A 23,208-nucleotide genomic window follows, 5' to 3' on the forward strand; every position below is an offset into this window, starting at 1 on the left:
TCTTCATGGATCTATCATCTTTCAAGTTCAATCCATTCAAGCTCTTCCAGGAAATAGAACAAATCTTCAATCGAATGGGCAAGGGTGGATATATTGTTAAAGAGCATCACCACAGAAGAACTCTTTATGGTGTGCATTATTCTGAATATTTCGTTTATTGCGTGCTGTTCATCGTTTCAACTCAACATTCAATTTCGCTCTGTTATATGTTTCACACAGAGGGTCTGTCATTGAAAGCCTGATTAGTTCCTTATTATTAAGAAACAAAATACGGCAAAAACATGAGCGATTGGGTCGTCTTTTTGTAAAATCTGCAGGGAATATCCGCCAGAAGTATTGCTGTAAATATCTAAAGAGCATTTGCGATAAAGATAAAAATAAACGCCAAATTATACAGAACGGTATTTCTCGTTATGGTCCAGAGAGAGCCTGATTCATACAGGTATCTGAAATTCTCAAAACTTATGAACGGGCTGCCGAAAATACCGCCTCTAAAATCATACCGTGTGAAAGCAAGATATATACCGAACATTGGCATATATGAATTGAATAAAAAAAACAGAACTGCCGGTATTACCATTATATATAGTTTTCTATTTTTGAAGATTTCATAAGTGAATCCTTGTATTTTTTCATTTTTTCATTTACAACAAACTTCCTTGGTATGAGTATATACTTTTTATAACTGCTGTAATTATTGAATATTTCCAAAATATGCCTATCATCAAATTCTTCTATATTCTGGATTATTTCCCGGGTTGTATTTCTGTCCTTGTATGTATGCTTATCACATTCGTCATCTGCAGGAGTTACACATGACAATTCGATGATTTTATTGGCTACATCCTTCAAAAGCTCCCGGTCTACCCAGTAATGAGTATAATATCCCCGTTTATCTCCCTTTACGATTCCAGCATTTCTCAGGACTTTAAGATGTTGAGATACAGCAGATTCTGAAATATTCAACTGTTTGGCTAATGCTCCAACGCAATAATCATGACTTACAAGAAGTTTAACAAGACTATAACGGGTTTCATCAGATAGTGCTTTCAAGATTTCTATTAATTCAGTCAATAACAATCACCTCGCATTCAATTAAGTATATACTAAATTAAATTATAAATACTTGAATTATTTTTGTCAACACTTTATACCAAGCTAAATCCTTGACTTTTTGAAGCCCCACTTTCCCAACATCACGGAAAACAAATAATTGTAGAAAAACTATTTTCTGTGGTATAATAGCATTAGGTGAATATATTGCTAATACTAATAGGGTGAATTGGTAGAAAGGACTGTATATGAGTATTATAAACAAGCCACATGATAAGTTTTTTAAAGAAACTTTAAGTGATCTTGAAACTACAAAAGATTTCATGCTCAACTATCTGCCCAAAGAGTTACTAGAAATAATTGATCTAGATAGTATTTCGGCTGAGAAAGATAGCTTTATTGACAAAGAATTAAAAGAACTATTTTCAGATGTATTATTTAAGACCATTATTAATGGAAAAGACGGATATATTTATTTTTTATTTGAACATAAAAGCTATTTATCAGAGAGAACACCTTTACAGTTATTAAAGTATATGATTAGAATATGGGAACAAAAAATTAATAAAGAAAATATTAGTAAGTTACCCATAATTATTCCTTTAGTAGTTTACCATGGAGAGGATAAGTGGAACATAGATATAAGATTTACAGGGATGATAGAAGGGATAGGGGACTTGCCGGAAAACATTAGAAAATACATTCCCCACTATGAATATATTCTATATGACTTATCACCCTATGGAGAAGAAGAAATAAAAGGAAATGTAAAACTTAGGATTTTTTTAGAGATACTAAAGGCAATATTCAATGAAAACTTTGATGAATTTATAAAAACTCTGGAAAGGTCATTTGAAGCCTTAGAAAAACTGGAACATCAGGAAAAAGGCATAGACTATTTTGAGACTTTTGTTAGATATATTATGAATGCAAGAAACGACATCAATATAAAAGATGTCTATGAAGCAGCAAAAAAAATCTCTTTAGAAAGGAGCGAGGAGATTATGACAATAGCAGAACAACTTATTAAAGAAGGAATGCAAAAAGGAATGCAAAAAGGAATGCAAAAAGGAATTATAGAGGGAAAAAGAAAAATAGCTAGAAACCTTTTGAAACTGGGATTTTCAGCAGAACAAGTAGCAGAAGCTGCTGAGTTGTCTACTGAAGAAGTTTTGCAGTTAAAAATGAAGGTTGAAAATTAAAGAAATATAGCACGGGAGGAGACTGTACCGACAGCCTCAGTACTTTCCCGTGCAGCCCTAACTATTTTTTAAAATTACCAATTTTAGTAAATTTAACTTTTTTCAACAATATTTGGTCTTGTGGATTTTTACGTGAATATCTATTTTTTGAACTGTCGGTACATCATTCATAGATGGATAAAGTATGGCTACAGTTTTATTCCCTATGCCGCTTATCGCATAAATTGCCAATTGATAAAGCATCTCTCTTGGCATTACCAAACTGTTTCTGTGTCCAGGTTGGAAAATCTAATGCTAGTAGTCCTGAATCCTGTTCTATTGATAATGTTCACAAAAGTTGCTTTATCATCTTTATACTTTGACCATTCGGACGGAGTATATATAACAATGTCTAAATCTATATCGTATTCAATCTCAACAAGCATTTCTCTTAATGTTTTTCTCTTGTCTTCTGTCTCAAGGATTACGTAAATATCTATATCGCTACCACGCTTAATAGAACCTTTTACACATGAGCCAAAAAGGATTATATCTTCAGGGTCGTATTTTATTAGAATCTGATTCTTAACTTTTTCATTCTCATTATAATAAGGATAAATCAATCAATCATATCCTTGAATACATTATCACCATATTTTCTCTTACGCTTTGCAGCAGTTTCATAACAGTAGGTTTCATCTCGTTTAGATACTACCACTATATTCATTACTTTTACATCTCTTACCAATGTATATACTACTCTTATACCAATTCCTTTATATTTAATTTTAAAAAAGCCAGTTAGATTATTCCCGCCCTTATTCCCAAGAGGCTTACCATACCCACCTTCACTCTGTGACAGAGGGTTTTGTCTGACTTTTTTAATACCTGCCAATACAATCTCCCGTAAATCTGGATCAAGTTTATCAAGGTCATCTTTTGCCTCTTTTAAATATTTATCCTGCCACATTTATTCAATCTCCACTGTCTCCATAAGTTTATCGAGCCGCTCTTCACTAATATTATATTCTTTTATTATATCATCGCGGGTTAGGGTTTCATTCTGGTTAAAATTTTTTATTCTTTCATTTGCCATCTTCAAAAGCTCAAAGTTCTCCTTTGTTTCCAAAAGATCTGTATATTCATCAACAGACAGTATTATCGCCTCTGGTTTATTGTTTTTTACAATAATATACTGCTCTTTGTTTTTCCCAACCCGTTGTATAATCTTTGAAGCCATGCCTCTGCTTAAATCAGAAACAGATATAAGTCTGCCGATCACATCTCTTAAATCAAGTTTTACTGTGTCAGGCATCAAACCACCACCTCTTTATATGAGTTAAAACTAATCATCTCTAATTATAGTATATGCTAATTCATATATATTTTCAATGTAATTTTCATGAAATTTATATTAAGAATATATCTTGATTATAAACAATACTTTTAGTTTCTAACCATAATCGTCGAATTAAAGGATGAGAAAATTAATAAATTATTTCAATTAAGTTTTATTTTTGAACAGCATTTAGGATTCGCTATATCCCCAGTATCCAGTTATTTTTTCTAATAATGTAGGTTTATTGGGGGAAGGGGAGACTGCTGATTTAACTATCAAGTGCATATCAAGTACAGAAATATCCAATTTGCCCAACTTTCTCACCCTTCCCTCTTAAAAATCTTATCCACGCTTTTTTGGATATAGTCTATCAATCCAGTCTCAAAAAGCCGTAACACAATGGTTTTAAACGGTACTGCGAATACATCCATCAACCTTATTATATCGATGAGTTTCAAATGTACCGTGTCTATCTTTAAAATCCCTATCTGTTCTTTTAACAAATTTCTTGGGACAAGTAAAAGTATACATATCACTTATCGGAAGCATGATTGCAGGCAGGATTGTTGCAGGTATCGCTGTTTGGGTTCTTGCAACCTTTTTTACAGCCAACCTACCGGGACCTATCGTGTTCATTATCGGCAGCGTTACCAAAGGCATACCTGGTATCATCATTAATATGGCCATACCCAATTTATACCTACAAACCGCAGTAGGATTACCGTAGCCTATCTAGCAAAAAACACCACATCACCAAATTCTGCTCCCGCTACCTTACTGACCTCTTGACATTTAATCTTCAAAAGAAAGAAAACCTTATCTTTGACTAAAGCCTCTTCCTCTAAAGATTCAAAATTGGCCTGTCCTTTGGATAAAACCAGTTTAGCATTTTCAAGCCTATTTAGAAAAGTCTTGGAAAGCCGCTTTAGACTAATTCCTAAAAAATTAGTTCCTGTAGTTATTACATCCGCTATTTTATCCATACCGACATAAATGGCATCACACATAGTTGCATCGTTTAAAATAGGCCCTTCTTTAACTGCATATATTACCTTTTTTCCCCTTCGGACCAATTCCTCGACCAGTATTTTGTCAAATACAATCTCGCCGGCATTATCCCCTAAAAACAGTACCTCTTCAACGATATTAAGTTTTTTTATAAAAGCTGCATAATCATCCTTTGAAAACCCAATCTCTAAACTATGTTTTAAGCCTGCATCTATATCGTAGCTCCTATTGATACCAAGGTCAATGACGTTTCCGGCAACCGCTACCTTCAAAGCCTGATATAAACTGTCATTGGAATCTTCTACAATTGCCTTGAGTTTTGGATATAGTGAAAGTGCTATATCGTTAGATTCCCTTTTGGCTCTTTTGTATGGATCATTCACTCCAATCATTTCATACGCTTTCAGGATGGCTTTAGTTGAGTTTTCGGCAGGGGAATCATTTCTATCAAAACTCTTTACATAGTCCATCAGCTTATAAATAACTTCATATTGGGTATCCTCATCTACTCCTGCAAGGTTCATACAGGTAACTACCTGCTTTAGATAACAGTGTACGCAATCTATATATGATCTCATACTTCTTCCCTTTCCATGTATGTATTGATTCCTAACATTGTCCATTATAACATGCAATATACCGGTATTACAATTCTTTCTCCCCTGTTATTTTCTCTGAGGAATAATTTCAATCCAATATCCGTCAGGGTCTTCAATAAAGTAAATCCCCATAGACTTGTTTTCAAAACATATACACCCCATATTCTTGTGACGTTCATAAGCAGCATTATTGTCAGTTTCTATTTTATGAGATGATTCTATTTTCTCACTACAACAACATTTATTTAATTTTTCATTTGTCATTTTATACTTCCCTCCAAGATAAATAATGTAAACGCATCTTTTTCATCAGGTCCATCCTAAAATTATATCATGGCATCCGAAGCATTTTCCATCCGCTGCTTATAAAATATACTGAAAATACTATAATAAATATACCTAACAATAAAATAATCCAGCGATATACAGTATCACTTATCAGTTTCTTGCCTCTGGAAAATGCTATGGAAATTGCTGAATACCACACAAAGTCCGATAAAATATGTCCTATAAAAAAGAACAAAACACCAATTAACCCTAAAGTATAAGACTGGCGTATTGACTCCATCCCCGTTGACGCCCACCAGAGAATGAAGTAAGGATTAGTAGCGCTTACAAGTGCTCCCGCTAATACAAGATTTTTCATACCTGCACTATTCCCTGCTCTTTGGTTCTCCAGAGAAACTGACTTATTTATACCAGACTTGATCATTCCATACCCCATCCATGCAAGAAAAGCACCGCCAAATAATCCAATAAATCCCGCAACTGTCGGATTAGAGAAAAAATCTTTAAGTCCGAATGTCATGATGATAATTAGTATAAATTCCAGGATTCCATGTCCTAATACTGTCAAAGGGCCTGCTGTCCACCCTTTTTTAAGGCTGCCATCAATCGTGACCCCCAACATAGGCCCAGGCATTAATGCTCCTGAAAAGCCTATTAAAAAAGCACTAATGAAAATCCCCCACAAAACCATGTTAATTAACCTCTCTTAATCAAAAGTAACTTTTTTACAGTGAGAGATATTCTTTTTTAAAAAGTTTTCATTCTCCTTACTATCCCCCATACTTTTACTTTATCATCTTCAATGCATAATTAACTTCATCCACACTAAATTCTTCAGGGTCAAAAGAACCACCCACCCATTCAAGCATGAATTCATGCTCTGGATGCTGCGGGTCTTGTATTGCTTCAAGGAAATCTTCATATCCCCATGGTCCCCCTACATCTTCAGGCGGGCAGTTTCTTTTACCACCGATACATATTGGATATTTAACGCCTTCTTCTGGATCAAGCACCTTCTCAACAACAATGTCATGTCTCCAGTCATCACCAAAATCGTAAACATATCTGAATTTATCCTTGGGCGCAAAGTTCATACTGCTTAACTTTACCCTCTTTGCACTTTTTACTTCATATCTGCTGTTAAAGTCCCAATCATCATCTTTTTCCCCTATAATCATATCTCCCAGACTGAACTCATAAAGGTGGGATTCAAACCATCCCATCGCATACTGGATTATCCTGTGGAGTTTATAAAACGTGATATCGTCTTTAACCAATACCCTTCTTCAGACAGGAGGCTTTACGTCTTTTAATGTTATTTTCAACTGAAGAATTTTCATAACCTCACGGCTCCTTTTACTTGTATTGATGTACTTCTATTTTGTTATTTCTCTATATTCTACAATAGTAAAAACAATATTCTATTATCATTATACATTATTTTTTTATTTTCCAAAATATAGAAATCCATTCCTAAAATTTTTCTACTTCTCTCTTTCGCTATTTCAATTTTATCGTATTTTTTAATACTTTCAGGAATCTTTACTTCCATGGTTTTTTATTAAGGTGCTTTGTCTCTTCGACGATTCTTTTTAAATCCTCTATCGTTAATTTCTTTTCCATACTATTCACTTCCTTTATAATCTCCTTATACAATCCTTTCGGTTTTTTCTTTTGGTTTTGTTGACATACTATGACTCCTTAATATTTTTCATAATGATTACAGGTTCATAATAAACGTCCGTAGTAATCCCTATCTTCTGTACCCGCCATTCAATTAATTCCTGCCTGACACAATCTTTTTCTACTAAATCTATGGCTTCTTTTTCTGAATCAGAGATAACTATAAATCTAATTGACGGCTCTGAAATCTTTTCTTCAACTTGATATATGTATAATTTAGGATTTACATATCTTTTAGTGCCTATTATTCTCTCTATCATCTTTTCAAATGCTGTCAGGCTATCATCTATCAAAACATGTCCATAATAGTGGTCAATTTCTTTGGTTTTCCCATTAGAATACTTTACTGTAGTGATGCAAGAAGGACAGTCGGTAATAAACTCATCCCCTGGCTCATATATGAAAGACTCAAATCCAAATTCTACAATCAAATCATTTAACTGTTTCACTTTTCTCATTGATATTTTCCAGTGATGCTCATCGCTTTTATATACAAACATTTCTCCATAATATTTTACGTTTCCCTCTTTGTCTACTGTCACAGTATAAACAGGGCATGTTCCAAAACACATTGTTCTTTGTAATTTTACATATTCGAACAGGATAATCCCTCCAATTAATGCACGTAATAAGAATAGTATGATTTTCACTCACTTATTTTCCTTAAAAGTATAGTAGTAAGAAAGCACAAACATGAGCACTTGTATAGTGTAAATAACTAATCGTTCTGTTAAACCTAATATATTTAGTTTCAAATTCATAGAAATTGGATTAAATACTCCAAATACAGTAATAAGTATAGCCATTACTAAGGTGAATTTTCCAAGCCCTTTCATTTTCTCCTGTTTTAAATACCCAAATGAAATTAAAAAAGATGAAGCGATTGTTGTAAACACTACAATAACTGTCACAATAATGTGCATGATATTTTGAAAATTCATCTCTGTTTTATCCCCACTTAGTGGAAATAAACTATAACCAAATATTGAAGTTAATTGCATTATCATTAAAACTATATATCCAGTTTTTAATAGGCTATGATATTCGCTGAATGATTTTTTAATCAGTCCCACTATAAATAAAACCATGCAAATGCCATAAATAAAAGTAAGCATTCGTAATAAATGTGCATTAGGTGCTCCATCAGCGGTAAGAGAACTGATATCCATTGTAATTGGATTATATTCTTTCCACAAAATTCTCCCTAAGATGGTATGCGTAAAATAAAATAGTACGCCAATCATTCCAAATGGCATTAAAAATTTTTTGAGTTTTCCTATCATAATACCTCATACCTCCATAAGTGTTAAATCTTTGTTTCGTAACATTCTACTTTTATACATTAAATTTATTAACACAACTTCATTATCTATATGATAAAACTTTATTATTTTTAACGCAACTTTTTTATCTTTAACACGACTTTATTATTTCTAACATAACTTTTTTATCTCTGACACAACTTTTTTATTTTTCCCCTTATCCCTTTGCCCTTTTTAGAATAAAACATAGTCCTAACTATGTATATACATAAAAAACTCATGTCAAAACCCAACACTCCTCAACCCCTTGTCCCATCTATCCTTAACCCTATTCTTCTAATTACTTCCAGATAAAAAAGTCATGTCAAAAATCACCCATTTTCCTTGTCTCTTTCTCCTAATATTTTCCTATTTTAAGCCTCATTTTAGATAAAAAAGTCGTGTCAAGAATAGGGAAAAGTTAAAAGGAAAAAGGGGAAAGTTTAATCAATATCTTTCATCAATACACCTTTCAAATCCTTCAAAATCAATACTTTTACCCTTATCCCTTACTCCTTAACCCTAATAATCCTAACAAAAAATCATGGCTCCAATAAGGTTTTCTACCCTATTTTCACCATGACTTTTAACACAACTTTTTTATTTTTAACACGACTTTTTTATTTGTGACACGAGTTTTTTTGGGTTATACACATGGTGTATATTTAAAATAATCTCCACTCCACCCACACCCCTCAAACCCTTGATTTTCCTATATCCTAATTTCTACCAGATAATAAAGTCCGCTCTAAAATTCCTTAATTTCATCCCATTTATTAACATTTTTACCTTAATTCTTGTAACAATTTTTAAAATAAAGTTGGTTCTAAAAAGGGATGTTTTGAAAGGAAAATAGGGTCAAGTTTCATGGATAAAGGTTAAGTCTTTATTTTACTTCTTCAGTTTTTTGTATCAATATTATCTTCAATACAGAAGTCAATACTTCTCTCAATCCCTTTAAAATCAATAGTTTTAAGGCTGTAACCAATAAAGAATTCTAATGAAAAATCTAATCCACTCAACCCTTACACCTTAGCCCTTTCCCCTGTAAAAAAAGCAAACCCCGCAGCAAAACAGGAATTATCCTGCATTTACTACGGGATTTGGGAACGAACTTTATTATCATAGAGTCAACTTTATTATCATGGAGTGGAGTTTAATTGTATTATACATAGTTAGGTTCAAGAAGACTTGGGATAAGGAAAAAGTATTTTTATACCTGTTGCGCAATATAAAAAATTTACAACATAGAGGTCATTATTTGAAAGTTTCCTACGGAAATAAAGCCTTCTTCAACTCTCTATAATAGATGCAGAGTTTCCTCTTTATTTTGAGTAATACTACTAAATATATCCTTAATCTTCTCGAATAGTAACCTAAATTTTTCAAACTCTTTAGGTTCTAAATTATTTACCTCCTGTGCAAATTCTTTTTTTTATTATTGATTTTAAATACAGATGTTCCTAATATATTGCTCCCATACATTGAATGTCTTTTTAATATATCATCAGAAAAATAGTGTTCAATAACAAAATATCTTTGTGTTATATCATCGTCTGTAACAAAAAGTTTTCTTTCGTCAGGTACTGGTAATAACATACCCCAAATATTGTTATGTATGTGTTTTCTTAAAGAGTTTTTTATATCTTATTTTCAAATATTTTTTTTACTTAAGGATTTAAATTGTTCATTTCCTTCTCTATCATTATCAAACAATCCAATTATAGGTCTGGTTGCTATAGTTGATAAATGCTCAAGTTTTCTTCTTACACTGTCAGCATTTCCTTTCCTTTCATCTTCTTCAAATTCTATTCCAGAGGATTGACATTCAAAAAACATTTGTGTTTTAGGATAAAGTTTTTGCCAAGCAGTTTCAATTAATATTACATCTGTTTTTCCTTCTGTAATAACTAAAGGTCTTGTTAATTGTGATATATAATTTTTAAGTTCTTGAATTTCAAGAGGTTCCGTACCTTTACCTACCCCTACAGATATACTCAAAGCATTTTCTATTTTTTTTAAAACAGCATCATTAACTGTTCCTATCTTTTGTCTTAACATTTTTTTATCTAAAGTGAAAATCTGTTCAAGTAAAACTACTGAATCTTTAGATAACCCAAATTCTCCCGAAAATATGGCAACATGAGTAGGTAATTTTGCCTTATTCAACTGTGATGTAATTGCTGCCACTACTACTGTTGGTGAGTATTGGTTTCCAATATCATTTTGAATAACGATAACTGGTCTTATACCTTTTAGTACTGCTCCTACTCCACTCCCTAAATCCGCATAAAATATATCCCCTCTTTTAACCATAACACTCATATCATTCGATTCCCCTTTAATTCAAACTTTACCTAAATATCTATATTCTTATCTTAATCATACAATTAACGTACACAATTATAAAAAATATTTAATGCGACGAAATATTATATAAGTGCAAAAATTTATATATTCTGCTTATACTCAATAAATAAATTTCCTGATTTACTTTTTATTATTACCGAGGAGTTTTTTTCTTTTTCATCTAACACCATATTTTGAGTTTCTATATAAGCATCATCACAGTGAATATGCGGACGACCTAATGTCAATTCAGTGCCAAAGAGTTCTATAGTTTCTTCATCCTCACCCACTATATCAAATTCAAACACATCACTTTTTTCTTTATTATGTAAAGCAATTATCTTTTCATCTGAAATTGGTAATTCCTTAATATATAATTTACCATCGTTTTTAACAATACTGCTTAATCTATTAATTTTATCAATATCATCATATAATATATTATCTGGCACTTTAAAATTCACATGATAATATCTTTGTATTTTTACAAGATTAGAATAAACATACTCTTGTAGTTTAAACGATTCAACAAATTCTTTCAAATTATCTTTTTCAACCGATATATCAGGCAAATCAAAATGAATACTGTAATCGTCTGCTTTATATAATGACACTTTTTCCCCATTAAACCATTTCAAAAGCAACTTTGAAATTTTACTTCCTTCAAATATATCTGAAGGTTTTAACCATTGAATATTAAGTTTTTTGTCATCAATTTTACTATGATGCTCGTCAACACTTATTAGCGAAAACTTGAATACTATTTTAAAACTTTTATGATTTATTTCAGTTTGTATTAAATACTTAGAAACATATCTTTTAAATATGACATTTTCAGGTTCATCTATGTCTTGAAAATATAGATGTCCTGCATATTCCTCCTCTGGATAAGGAGATAGATAGAAACTGGTAAACTTCTGTAAATTTTGTGAAACTGGATTTATGTTATAGCCATTAATTTTACTATCAACTCCCTTAATAAACTCGCCAGGTATAGTAATAGGTTCAAAACTCTTACCATTTAAAAAATCATATAATTTTTTCATTGTATTAATATACTCTTCGTCTTTTTTATTATTTTCGAAACTAATACTAACATTCATGTCAACGTTATCAGCATTACCTTTTAATAAACCTATAGAAGATAAATATGGGTTCTGTCCAATAATTTGAAAATCCAATTTAATACCTTCGTTTTCAAAAACCTTTTTTACTTTCTGAAAGTCTACTAATCGTTTACTACAATCCTCTATTAATTTATCTTTAATATCCTTTTCTAATTTGGGAATAATTTCTTCTGCAGTCATTGGAATATACGATATATTTTTTGTAGATAAATTAATTTGTTTATACTCTGGTAATTGTGGGCTTGCTAAAAAACATTCATTACTAAATTGTCCCAACTTCTCAATTATCTTATCAAAAATAAATTGGATATTAGGGTCTTCTAAAGAATATCCAACAAAGAAAATTGATTTTTTGGCAATAATAGATTTTATCTCTGTCCATAATGGCCTGTATATATCGCCATCAAAAAATTTCAGATAATCAGATTTTGTTATTATAATTAAATCTGGATTAGTAAAATCAGAATGTATTTTAAATAATTTAACTTTGTCAGAATTAATCGATGAAAATGCTGTAGCAATAGATTCATCTCTAATAATTACCTCTATATCGTTTCCATATGCTTTTTCGAATAAATCATCAAAATTTGTCGTAATTATTGTTTGTATTTGCGGTATGTTTTTTAATGAATTATGTACATATAAATCTGAAATATTAATATTTACTTGTAAAGCACTTTTAATTATTGAAAATAACTCTGTTTTTTTATTATTACGCATTTTCACAAATTCTTCTGCTACTTCTGGTAAAGTGTTATAATAACTCAACAGTTCCTTTTCACTTGGCGTTGCATATGATTTAATTTTCTGTACTAATTCTCCTCCCGTCGGCACTCCTGCATATTTAGAGAATCCTGCTCCTACCCAAAGAACTACTTCATTATTTCTAATTTTATTTAATAGTTTCTCATAGTTATGCATTCTTATATCACCTTCTCTTTAAAGAAAGTCTATCATATTATCTTATACAACCATATAATTAATTATAATTAATATTTCGTCATTAACCTTTATTTTCCTGCTTTTCTTGCAGGAATTCATAATTCCAATCACTAAACAATAATATAAATAATAGCACAACTAACAAGTATATAACCATATTTATTGCTCTTGTAACTATTTACTCTTCATCCCTTTTACTAAATTCAAATTTATATTCCTCCCTTATTCCAGCCTTCCTCATTATCTTCCACAACTGAAGTTCTTGTCCTTCTTTTTCTAATTCTCTAACTGCCCAGCGCATCCTCCTCAAACGAAAGTCACGATTAGTCTCTTTAACAGAGTCCAGATATGCCTTTGTCTTTGGCATTTTATCTAAATGCTTTTCAAGCAAGCCCCTTACACCTAATTTACCGCCAATTAGACTAACAGTAATTCTTTCAGGCTTTCCATCTGAATTTAGTATCTTATCAACAATCTCTTTTACCTGAGACAATATCACATTATCCCTTTGGTTCCAGTCAACTCTGCTATTAATAGTATTAGTCGTCTTTTTATCAGGCGAGTTCCGGTTCAACCACTCCCTGTCATTTCTATAAAGCCAAGAAAATAAAGCCTTATCCATTTCCCGTAATTGCGTCTTCCCCATCTCTGGGTGCTGCATTCTTAATTCCTTCCACTTCTGTCTGTAATAACTCCTTTCCAAATTCATTGAAGAAGTATTATTACGATTGCTATCACATTCTTTATCGGACTCACTCCGCTTTTCCCAGTAGGTAGTTAACCCAAGTTTCTTGGTATACTTCTTGACCGTATTAGCGTCTACACCTAATAACCTCGCTGTTTCTCTTAAACTCAACTTTTGGTTTACTAATTCTTTAAGTCTCTCCTCCCACACTTGCCCAAATTTTTTTATCCTTCCAAACCTATATCTTGCATCCTCAGACTCATCTGGTCCACTCCTTGTATAAACAAATCCGCAAGTGCAAGAAAAAGTCCCAACAGGACATTTCAAATCCGTACTGTATGAGACTTTTAAGTCAGAAACAACTGGTTTTAGGTAGTGGTCTGACGCTGCATTCAGGCAAGGCCATGGTCCATCTCCGAAAGGCTGATATTCCATCTTTTTATAAAATAAATCAGGAAGAGAAATACCAAGAAAACGGGACAAAAGCAAATGTCTGATAGGATGAGCAGTCTTGTTTTTCTTCCTTATCATATCCATTAGCCAATTTGAATTGTTATCGACATCAACCCTGGACTGAACAATTTCTAAAAATTTTTCGCCATAATAATCAATAAACTCTTTTATAAACTCCTTTTGATGCACTTTTCCGTTTGAAGTTGCAAATCCCATTTCCATCATCTTTGCAAGATACTGCTCTTTATACCATTCTATATCTCTCTTTTCAAAGTCGCTGTTAAGCAAAACCTGAGCATCCTCTGCGAGCCTAATCAGTTTTTCAAAAACATCATCAGAGTAGTTGATAACAATATCGGGTTCTACACAGTTCTCCTCGCCAGCAGCCCGATATTCGTGTTTATTATATCCCCTGATAGGCACCTGGCTGTCATATAAAGGAACATGATGTTTTGGACATATCAGTACTCCAGGAATTTGATGAACCCTATGCCAGTATAACTCTCCATACCGCAATTTATCTTCTTTAACACAGACAGGGCAGAACTTAAAATATTGGTTTAATGTAATGGAACTGGCCATAATTCCAATTCGGCTGTATATGCCACCTCCCTTTTCCCCTATCATTGATTTAAAAATCTGTTCTGCACGTTTTGGAGGCAAAAAGGCAGAGTAGAAGGGAAAAAGTGTATGGCTTTTTATGAGATATTCTTCTGTATATCGGGAATTAAGGGGCATATTATTAACAAGGTTCTGTATATTGGAAGGCAGGTCCATCACTGCTGTTACGGAAGTTGAACCGAAAAGGTCTTTCATTGTCGCCTTATAACTTGTATTTCCACTTCGCACATGGTACCTTGCAAGGACGCTATATAATACTTCATCCTCATAAGGCACAGGAAAAAACGTCATCATTTTGTGCTACACCGCCTTGAAAAAATCATTTTCCACTTGCCTGATAAGTCCTTTTTCTTTTAATGATTCATAGGCTGATTTTTTATTTCTCCTGCCTTCTTCCACAATAAACCTTATATCATTTTCATCCATCTTCTTTGCTTTACTCTTTTCCTTTCGCTTTGGTTTATCATTGGTTGATATCATCTGCACAGCCTTTATTACAATCTCTGAGACTTCAAGTCCTTCTTCACCATCAAGAACCTGCTCTACTGCTTTTTGAGCCTTTTTTGCATCAATATTTAAGTCCAATAATTTTAAAATCGCCTGTTCCTTCCTGTAAAGGTTCACTTCCTTTTCTTTTTCCTTCTGCTGCCTTTGGAGCATCTTCATCCTCATATCCCATTCTAATGATTGTTTGCTTTTGTCTACAAATCCCAGAAAATCAATGTCTACAGTACAAATATCCTCATACTTGGCGATTTCTTTAATGTTTCCCGATTTTAAGGCTTCCAGCATAGGGCGGACCAATTTCAAATTATCCTTTGCAACCTGCTTAATCAGATTTACAGTAATATCCTCCCTGCCTGAGAGGATTGCCCGTATTTGGGACATAGCATAAAGTTTTACCGCAATGTCAATGATGCCCTGTGACTCTTCATAAATTACATCGTTTAATTCAGGTGTTAAAGGTACTTCCTTTTTGGTCCACTGATAGTCCCAAAGTGCATTGATTAGCAGTTCCCAACTTTTATCTTTGCTCAGCCTTTCCCAAATCATATCCCCCTGACCGCTGCCTCGCCTTGCCTGACGGAATTCCGATTGTAGAACCGATAATGCTTTTGTAGTTCCGATAAGTATGACTGGTACTCCAATGGTATTGACAAGGGTTACAAAAAAGTTAAGCATCTTTTCATCCCCACCGCTTTTTGACCCATTCAAATGCTGAATCTCGTCTATGACCAATACGCCTAAGGCTGTATTTCTGGCTATCTGGGATATTATAGAGAGCATATTGTCTACGGTTTTCCTCCCTACCCCGAACTTCTTATAATAATCCGTACCCAACAGGTCGTCTACCTTATGGAAAAACTCTATACAGAGCCCCTTCAAAGAGCCGTCAAAAGGACAGTCTAATTTCAGCCAAACCAGTTGGTACATGCTAAAATTGATATTCTTATATTGTGAATGAACAATTATCTGAGGAAAAAGGGATAATACACGGTTGATAGCCGTTGTCTTGCCCATTCCGCTTACCCCTATCATCGTAAAGCCTGCTGCAGTAGTCCTGAAGGACTCATTGCTGCTTAATTCCCATTTCAGGCTTTGTATCGCCTTATATCCATCCTGAAGACTTTCAGCATAGGAAGGTTTAAATGGGTTACGTGCCAGGTATCCCTGCCTTATAACCCTGCTTATCCTGCTTTCAAGGTCAAGATGAATACCAAGCGGCTGGAAACACTGGAACAACCGCTGAACCATATGGATGCGGTAGTGGCTTTCCAATTGCCTTTCTTCTGGGTTATAGCGCGGATAAAGTGCAAGTTTCTCCACTACTTCTTCCTGGGAATAAATTGGTGGCAGTGCTTCAATAAACGGGTTTCCGCAGTATTCAGGTATCAACTGTTCCTTGTATTCTGCAACTACAGCATTAGCGCCATTAGGTATTATCACTTTATTCATGGATTTTCTTTAAGGCCTCCTTCTGTTTCCTTATCAAAAGGTCTATTGTGTTATTCTCGTTCAACTGTTCCTTCTGCTTTGTCCTATTAAACGATATAATTTCTGCGTTATTTCCTATATCTTTTCTATCCAGTTCAAAGGCTTCCTTTTCTCTATTTATCATTTTCTCTAGCCTTCTATTATTTCTAATGCCTTTTTTACGCTTCGAATCGCTTTCATCTGACTTTTCTTCTTTGAAGGATTTCTCTGCTTCTTTTGCTATATTTTCAATCTCAGCAATTAAATCAACCTTAGCCTGAAGTTCCTTATCTTCTGCCATCTTTAGATGAAGTTTCTCCTCCTCAAGAAGGTATTGAATTTCCTCAAAATTTTTATCCTTATACCTGTTTTGGTGTTCCAGGAGAAAACATTTCTCAAAGTCCATACCATTTTGGTCCTTAATATAAATAAAGTTCATATTGCGGGGGTCATAGGATACATCAATTTTCCATGTCCCTTTATTCCTCGCCTTTTCAAACCACCTCTCCTTGAGAGTTTTTTGGGAAGCATAATACAAGCCCTTAAATTTTATTCCCTTTGCTGTTACTGTTGCCGTATCCGAAGGCATGAGATTTAGTTTAACAATATCCTCTGGTACACTCCGCAATCTGCCTGCACGGTTTGCAATTCCCCAGTTCCATATTTCCCGTGGGATGCATTCTACTTCATCAGCAACCATCAACTCTTCCCTGTCATAATTTTTAAGGTAATACTGGTTATTTTGGTACAGGGCACATTTGATAATAATCTGTGTAAACTGGTAAATATCCAGTTTGGCATCCAGTCTGTAATCCCTGTCGCCTCGTTCCCGAATATCAGGGTTTACAGTACCAGGCAAAAGTGGTTTTACCCTTAAATTGGTTATTCTGAAATGCTGTTCAATAACCGCTTTCCAATCTGCCCTATACGGAGGAGTATTCTGTACTTTTATATGTAAGGAATTTATGATGTTTTCAACATTCTTACCTTCAAGTTTCCCTCTGTCCGCCAAAATAGCCTCTGGAAGATGGTGGACTGGCCAGTCCTTTTCTTCAATATCTATTCCATACTCCCTGCAAAAGGCAACTTTATCGGCTGCAGCATTAGCCAGAGCCATCATGGCTCCTATCCAACTGGGACCCTCTAAACCAACATAAATACCAACAACCATTCGGCTAAAAACATCTATAACCCCATAAATCACTGGTCTTCCAATTATCCAGTTCCTGTTAAAGCGGCTTACAAGATAAATGTCTCCTACAGTTGCATCGATTTGATAGATGCTTCCTGGTGCAATGGCTTCTGAAGTTGAATTTCCCAGAAGAGGCCTGTATTGCTGTTCATATTTTTTGTTGCTCTGTCTGGATGTGATTTGTTTTTTATAGTTCACATTTTTATAATACCAATAACGAAATTGTGCATATGTAGGTACATCACCCACAGGTTTTATAACAGGAACTTTTATGCCGTTTTCTATTTTGAATTCATCGCTGAAAAATTCTTTCCTCATCAGTTCATATGCAAGTTTAAGAGTATTTTTAGTACCTGTGTGATAGTATTTATTGATAGCGATATTAAATATCTTTTTAATTTCTTCATCTACATTGATTCCATCACCCATCAGTTCCACATTTTTCCGTCTTCGGCCACGCTTTTTATCTCCTGCCCGTCTTTCTTTACCTGGACCTCCGCATAAATAGTAGTCTGGAAGTAAAGCGTTCTTTATTTTCCCTCTCTTCCAGAATCTTTTAAGATAATTTAAAACAGTTTTTTCATGTAGGTTATAAATAGACGAGACTTTTAAAACTAGTTCTCTCCGTTCTTTCTTATCAAAAATAGCAGGTTCAAGTCTAACAAGTTCTTTAATAAATTCCCATGCTTTATCCCGTATTTGTCTTGATTTCTCTGACAATTCTTCTTCATGAACAACCTTAACAAATGGGTCGTTTTCCAATATAAATGCAATTTCCTGCTTTATGCCCTCTTCGATATCAGAAATACTTCTTGGGAAAGGACTTTCATTTAAATATATGTTTATAACGTATGCAAGGTTTTGCTGCCTATTAAGCCACAAAATCCTTTCCACACTTTCTTTACCATTATCCTGTACCCACTTAATTAGTGTATTTACTGCAATCAAAGTACCCCCACCCTCTCTGGCAAACTTTGTTGTGCAATTTCTATACTTTGGGTCGAATCATTAATGTCTATTTTCTTATTCATGTCCACCATTATTCTTTTAAGGGCAATTAAACGCTTGAATATATACACCCCTGACCCTGTATCCAAGTTAAATAACCTGTCAAATTGGATAGCGAAATTTCTAATCGAAGTATTGCTTCCTGCCAATTTTTCAACAAAAGCATTGCAGTAATAGTCTGCTTCTTCATCTGTAAATCCTCTTTCATCAGTAGGATATAAGGATGAGTGAATCCATTCGATATTCTTTGCTTTAACTACTGGAATCTCTTTTTGTGTTACTATTCCCCAATCAATGTTTTGGCTCTGCCAGTATCTTCTTTCAATTTCCAGCCTTTCTAGGGCTGTCTTTCGTTCAAGTTCATAATCCGCTTTAAGACTTCTTGCAAGATACGTTATTTTGCCGTTTGGTTTTTTCAATGTTATTAAAAATGATGTAGATAGAATATAAGGGGTTCCTGTATCTTTATCTTTAAATAAGTCAAAATTTAAACCAGCCTTATTTTCTATCACTTCTTCACAGTTGAATAAAGGAAAATGTTCCCTGATATCCAATACATCATCTTGCCATTCAAGCAAATAAAAATATCTTGTCTCTGTATCCGTGAAAAAGTGATGCGTTCTTTTTGTTTTCCATCCAAATATACGTGTAACCCTTCCTTTAGAAGGGAAGTCCTGGACAGTAAGCCAGGGCTTGTAGTCTTTTCCTTTTCCCTGCCCCCTGCCCTCCTGTATCCATTTATTTAATTTATTTTTATCCCAACTTATATTTCTTTTAGCCATGCAAACACCTCCGTAATAGGGATTAGAGACTAGGTTTATGGGGGCAAGAATTAGTATAATGGTAATAGTCCTTATCCCTGAACACCTAAATTTCAAAACAAAAAATGCCACTGACAACAGTTGAACACCTCTAAGGGTGTCTGTGTCAATGGCATTTGAACCATTTATTGTGTGTATAATATTTTATCACAAATTTATTTTGTTTTAAACGTAAAACCTTCCTTGAAATGCTATATAGGAAATATGTAAAATTCTATAACTCTATGACTAAGGAGGTATTTTATGAGGCATAGTGTTTTTTGACTATAAAATTGGTAATTCTCATGAGCATATTTTTAATACCATTTACTGTAATTGCAGAAAATATAATTATTCGCTTTATTGCAGGTTCTTTATTAGGCATGTCACTTATTATATTTCTTTCTTTTACCGCAAAAGTTCAATCGGTCTTTGAGAAAGATAAGGAACATTAAAGTTATGAGAAAAAGGTTTTAGTAGGCTTAAAATCTACTAAAACCTTTTTGCTATAGTCCAGTATATTCAAAAGATTAAATGTATCGTGCTGTCCTTTAACATCTCTAAAAATGCTGCATTATCTATCAATTTGTCTTGTTCCTCAATTGAATTATCCTGCTTTTTTCTCGTGAATTTTATTCTTCTCGTTTGCCTGTAACTGTCCACAAAGGTATGAATATTTTGCTCATCTATATACCCAAGCCTTGTCCATTCATAAATCAAAAAGTCATTCGATTTGAAAGTTATGGAAGTATTGCTTCTGTCTTTAAAGCGCTCGTCTTTATAAAGTATTTCTTTAGCCTTAGAAACAAATTCATATGTATCCCTGTCACTGCTGAAGATAGTTATAATATCAATGCTTCCACTGTAATAATAGGAAAGGATGTAACTTAAAATGGCAATTGAAATCTCTCCTGCATTCTTCCTTTGAATTCTGCCGTTTGAAAGTTTTCTTTGGTCTAGTCCCTCTTCATAAAATACACCAAGCCATTCCTCATAAGGGTCTAAATCCTCTACAGGTCTATTTTTTAAGATGTTTTTCTTGATAAAACTAACAAGCCTGCTCACATTGTAACAGCAGTACAGGAACAGATAGTATAATTCTGCTTCTTTGTAATCCACCAATGTTAAATAATCAACTTCATCTATAATTTGGACCTTCGAATAATGTTTTAGATCATTTATGTAACTTTTTCTATTTTCGCTATCACAAACCTCAGTCCATACCCATTGGGGAATAAGAATCATATCATACTGGCTAAATATCTTTTCAAGGATGACGTTCTTGCGTACCCATGTCAAAAATTCAACAGAGTTATTATCCAGGATGCAAATTTTGAGAGACTTACCTATGGAAAGGTATTTTTTTAAGTCATTCATGCTTTCTCCTTTCATTTGGCAAACCCCTCCACTCCTTTTTTAATTTTATTCTTTAGCGTCAATAAAAACTGATAGTTATCTTTATGGTGGGAAACATCTGGGTTCTCCTTCATAACACTTTGTATTTTCTTCTCCAATCCACCTAAACTTACAACATAGGAGGGTTTTACTAACTCTGAATCTAGTTCTAAATCTATAAATTTTTGCACTAAATCCTCAGGCTTATTATCGAAATGCTCAAGAATTTTTTCTTTTAAATCTATATCATTATATTTTGTAACGGCTTCTTCAAACAGTTCTATCAGTACTGCCTTATATGGTGCCTTATATACATCCATGCATTTTATAACTCTATCGATAAAATCCTCATCATCTAATGAATAGTAGTAGTCGTACACATTGCCAAAAATCATTTTTGCAGCAAAATAATCTGCTCTTCTTTCATTTAAATCCATATCAACGGCAATATTATGGGTCTCATCTCTTAAACTGAGGTCATAGAACAAATGATATATTTCATGCCATGCAACAAAATATTGATAGACACGGGGCTGGGCTGTATTGATAACTGGTATTTTAATATTTCCCTTTGTAATAATAGCCCCGCCCCAATATTCATCATCGATGGGAATCTGGATTAAATGGTTCTCCTTTAGTACCGAAAAAGATAGTTTATCCTGCCCCGTTACTCCCGACTTATTAAACCTGACTGTAAAATCATTTGTTAATCTTAACATATCATCTTTAATCAGTTTATTCTTTTCAATAACCTGCTCAAGGTTATTACTCGTTATCAATTCCGACATAATCCGCACCTTCTTAATTGTAATACAGTTCATACATATGAACTATATCCTCTAAAATACCAAACATCTCTTGAGCCTTAGGGTTCAGGGCATGATTCTCTGGAGCATTGTCAGACAGTGCAAAAACAAGTTCCTTTTTTGCATTATACTTTGGAACATAGTTTAGTAGTTGTTCTTCATCCATGCCCTGTGTTTCCAAGATTTTTCGAACATGAGTTTTAAATGTGGCAAGGCTGTCAACTTCTCCTTTTATTAATTTATCCAAAGTAGGTCTTGAAATATTAGTAAGCCTTGAGAAGGAAGACTTTGTATATCCATTATCTTTAATGATGTTTAATATATTTTTGCCAATTAGTTTTCGATTTTCGAATAATAATTCCATGCTCATTTTTTACACCTCCTACTTTATTATACACCAAAAGTGTAAAAAAAAATACAGTTTGTAAAAAATATTTTTACAAACCTTTTGGTTATCTTTTCAGTTGTAAAATTTCCTACCCTTTCTTTTTCACTAAACTACAGGCTAAATCTAATAAGAAGAAAAGCATTGGCAGAATTTAATTCCTGCTAATGCCTTTTTTCTATTGCTTAATGAAGAATGCAACCTTTCATTTTGTAATTCTTAATATAATCCCAGTATACTTTTATTTCGTCCTGCTCTAACATTTCATAGATGCTTTCAATTTCATCGTAAAATTCTTTGTATACTTTTAGAATGTGGGGCTTCTGCGTATTCCGGTTTATCCGGACAGTGAATCCGGAGGCATCCGGACACTAAACCGGAAACATCCGGACACCTTGTCGAGTGTTTTAATTTTACATTTTTAAATCATATTTTTCAATAGGTTTTTACAATTTTCATACGAATGCATGTAAATAATAAAGTTCAATTTTGTATAAAAGAGCTCATAAAATTAAAACCTCTATATCATTTTGTTTTTTAGAATAGCATATAAAGTAGTAGTCATAGTACCTGTGGAGCTTGTGGGTAACCTGCCGTTTTGAGGCTGTGCGATAAGGTGTGGGAAACTTGTGAATTGGGTGTGGGTAACACGGTTTTTGTTATCCATACCCAATTCAAGCTTTAGCGTCAAGTTTTCCATGCATTATCCATCAGACTCTGGCAGGTTACCCATCAAATCCACAGGTATTAATATCAGAAAGCCAAATTTTACTCCTCGGTAAAACTTAAATAATTATGTATATACTATCGCATAAGCTTTAATAAAATCCGAAGGATGTTTTATACATACATAAAAGCATAGGCTCTGACTTTCTATTTATTGTTTGATTCTTGTTATAGGACAGAATAATTTTCAGTAAAAGCAATATTTTAAGACAATTTAATCTTCAGTGACATATTCCAGCATGGAAAATAGCTGGTACAAAATCATTACAGTATTTTATCAGGTGCAATTAAGG

Annotated in this window: 20 protein-coding genes and 3 pseudogenes; 1 reads left to right on the forward strand and 22 read right to left on the reverse strand. The window is 33.5% G+C overall.

Annotated features, from left to right (window positions below):
• Positions 1-41 precede the first annotated feature (41 nt).
• Positions 42-137 (reverse strand): annotated as a pseudogene (locus HPY74_06705) (hypothetical protein).
• A gap of 442 nt (positions 138-579) precedes the next feature.
• A complete protein-coding gene (locus tag HPY74_06710; protein ID NSW90355.1) occupies positions 580-1,074 on the reverse strand; it encodes a winged helix-turn-helix transcriptional regulator in 495 nt (164 codons plus the stop codon).
• A 227-nt stretch (positions 1,075-1,301) separates the two neighbouring features.
• Between HPY74_06710 and HPY74_06715 the strand changes: the two genes are divergently transcribed.
• Positions 1,302-2,255, forward strand: a complete 954-nt coding sequence (locus HPY74_06715) for an Rpn family recombination-promoting nuclease/putative transposase (protein NSW90356.1) — start codon at positions 1,302-1,304, stop codon at positions 2,253-2,255.
• A gap of 254 nt (positions 2,256-2,509) precedes the next feature.
• Here the strand turns inward: HPY74_06715 and HPY74_06720 are convergent, their stop codons facing one another.
• From HPY74_06720 to HPY74_06815, 20 genes and pseudogenes are all read right to left on the reverse strand, one after another.
• Positions 2,510-2,854 (reverse strand): nucleotidyltransferase domain-containing protein, encoded by a 345-nt coding sequence (locus tag HPY74_06720; GenBank protein NSW90357.1) that lies wholly within the window; start codon positions 2,852-2,854, stop codon positions 2,510-2,512.
• Positions 2,854-3,204 (reverse strand): type II toxin-antitoxin system RelE/ParE family toxin, encoded by a 351-nt coding sequence (locus tag HPY74_06725; GenBank protein ID NSW90358.1) that lies wholly within the window; start codon positions 3,202-3,204, stop codon positions 2,854-2,856. Before HPY74_06725 ends, HPY74_06720 begins: the two co-directional genes overlap by 1 nt.
• On the reverse strand, positions 3,205-3,549 hold the full coding sequence (locus tag HPY74_06730) for a type II toxin-antitoxin system Phd/YefM family antitoxin (GenBank protein NSW90359.1): 345 nt from the start codon (positions 3,547-3,549) through the stop codon (positions 3,205-3,207).
• A 429-nt stretch (positions 3,550-3,978) separates the two neighbouring features.
• Positions 3,979-4,233 carry a hypothetical protein gene (locus HPY74_06735; GenBank protein NSW90360.1) on the reverse strand — a complete coding sequence of 85 codons (255 nt, stop codon included), beginning with the start codon at positions 4,231-4,233 and terminating at the stop codon, positions 3,979-3,981.
• Between the two features lie 68 nt (positions 4,234-4,301).
• Complete coding sequence (locus HPY74_06740) at positions 4,302-5,159, reverse strand: DUF89 family protein (protein ID NSW90361.1); 858 nt, start codon at positions 5,157-5,159, stop codon at positions 4,302-4,304.
• 87 nt (positions 5,160-5,246) lie between these two features.
• A pseudogene (locus tag HPY74_06745) lies at positions 5,247-5,366 on the reverse strand (lactoylglutathione lyase).
• A gap of 145 nt (positions 5,367-5,511) precedes the next feature.
• On the reverse strand, positions 5,512-6,159 hold the full coding sequence (locus HPY74_06750) for a LysE family transporter (GenBank protein NSW90362.1): 648 nt from the start codon (positions 6,157-6,159) through the stop codon (positions 5,512-5,514).
• Positions 6,160-6,253: 94 nt separating this feature from the next.
• Positions 6,254-6,808: pseudogene (locus HPY74_06755) on the reverse strand (plasmid pRiA4b ORF-3 family protein).
• 351 nt (positions 6,809-7,159) lie between these two features.
• Positions 7,160-7,753, reverse strand: coding sequence for a hypothetical protein (locus tag HPY74_06760; GenBank protein ID NSW90363.1), 594 nt, complete (start codon positions 7,751-7,753; stop codon positions 7,160-7,162).
• 48 nt (positions 7,754-7,801) lie between these two features.
• Entirely contained in the window at positions 7,802-8,407 is a 606-nt protein-coding gene (locus tag HPY74_06765) for a DUF998 domain-containing protein (protein ID NSW90364.1), read from the reverse strand.
• 1,698 nt (positions 8,408-10,105) lie between these two features.
• On the reverse strand, positions 10,106-10,777 hold the full coding sequence (locus HPY74_06770) for a type II toxin-antitoxin system PemK/MazF family toxin (protein ID NSW90365.1): 672 nt from the start codon (positions 10,775-10,777) through the stop codon (positions 10,106-10,108).
• Positions 10,778-10,902: 125 nt separating this feature from the next.
• A complete protein-coding gene (locus tag HPY74_06775; protein ID NSW90366.1) occupies positions 10,903-12,849 on the reverse strand; it encodes an SIR2 family protein in 1,947 nt (648 codons plus the stop codon).
• A 199-nt stretch (positions 12,850-13,048) separates the two neighbouring features.
• Positions 13,049-14,923, reverse strand: a complete 1,875-nt coding sequence (locus HPY74_06780) for a TniQ family protein (GenBank protein NSW90367.1) — start codon at positions 14,921-14,923, stop codon at positions 13,049-13,051.
• 6 nt (positions 14,924-14,929) lie between these two features.
• Positions 14,930-16,585: an ATP-binding protein gene (locus HPY74_06785; protein NSW90368.1), complete on the reverse strand. Its 1,656-nt coding sequence runs from the start codon at positions 16,583-16,585 to the stop codon at positions 14,930-14,932.
• Positions 16,578-18,743, reverse strand: a complete 2,166-nt coding sequence (locus HPY74_06790) for a DDE-type integrase/transposase/recombinase (protein ID NSW90369.1) — start codon at positions 18,741-18,743, stop codon at positions 16,578-16,580. The genes HPY74_06785 and HPY74_06790 overlap by 8 nt, the downstream gene beginning before the upstream one ends.
• Complete coding sequence (locus HPY74_06795) at positions 18,740-19,585, reverse strand: TnsA endonuclease C-terminal domain-containing protein (GenBank protein NSW90370.1); 846 nt, start codon at positions 19,583-19,585, stop codon at positions 18,740-18,742. The genes HPY74_06790 and HPY74_06795 overlap by 4 nt, the downstream gene beginning before the upstream one ends.
• A 540-nt stretch (positions 19,586-20,125) precedes the next feature.
• On the reverse strand, positions 20,126-20,995 hold the full coding sequence (locus HPY74_06800; GenBank protein NSW90371.1) for a hypothetical protein: 870 nt from the start codon (positions 20,993-20,995) through the stop codon (positions 20,126-20,128).
• On the reverse strand, positions 20,992-21,786 hold the full coding sequence (locus HPY74_06805; GenBank protein NSW90372.1) for a hypothetical protein: 795 nt from the start codon (positions 21,784-21,786) through the stop codon (positions 20,992-20,994). Before HPY74_06805 ends, HPY74_06800 begins: the two co-directional genes overlap by 4 nt.
• A 13-nt stretch (positions 21,787-21,799) precedes the next feature.
• Entirely contained in the window at positions 21,800-22,174 is a 375-nt protein-coding gene (locus HPY74_06810) for a helix-turn-helix transcriptional regulator (GenBank protein NSW90373.1), read from the reverse strand.
• A gap of 535 nt (positions 22,175-22,709) precedes the next feature.
• Positions 22,710-22,889 (reverse strand): hypothetical protein, encoded by a 180-nt coding sequence (locus HPY74_06815; GenBank protein NSW90374.1) that lies wholly within the window; start codon positions 22,887-22,889, stop codon positions 22,710-22,712.
• Positions 22,890-23,208 lie beyond the last annotated feature (319 nt).

This window comes from Bacillota bacterium, assembly GCA_013314855.1.
Taxonomy (GTDB): domain Bacteria; phylum Bacillota; class Clostridia; order Acetivibrionales; family DUMC01; genus Ch48.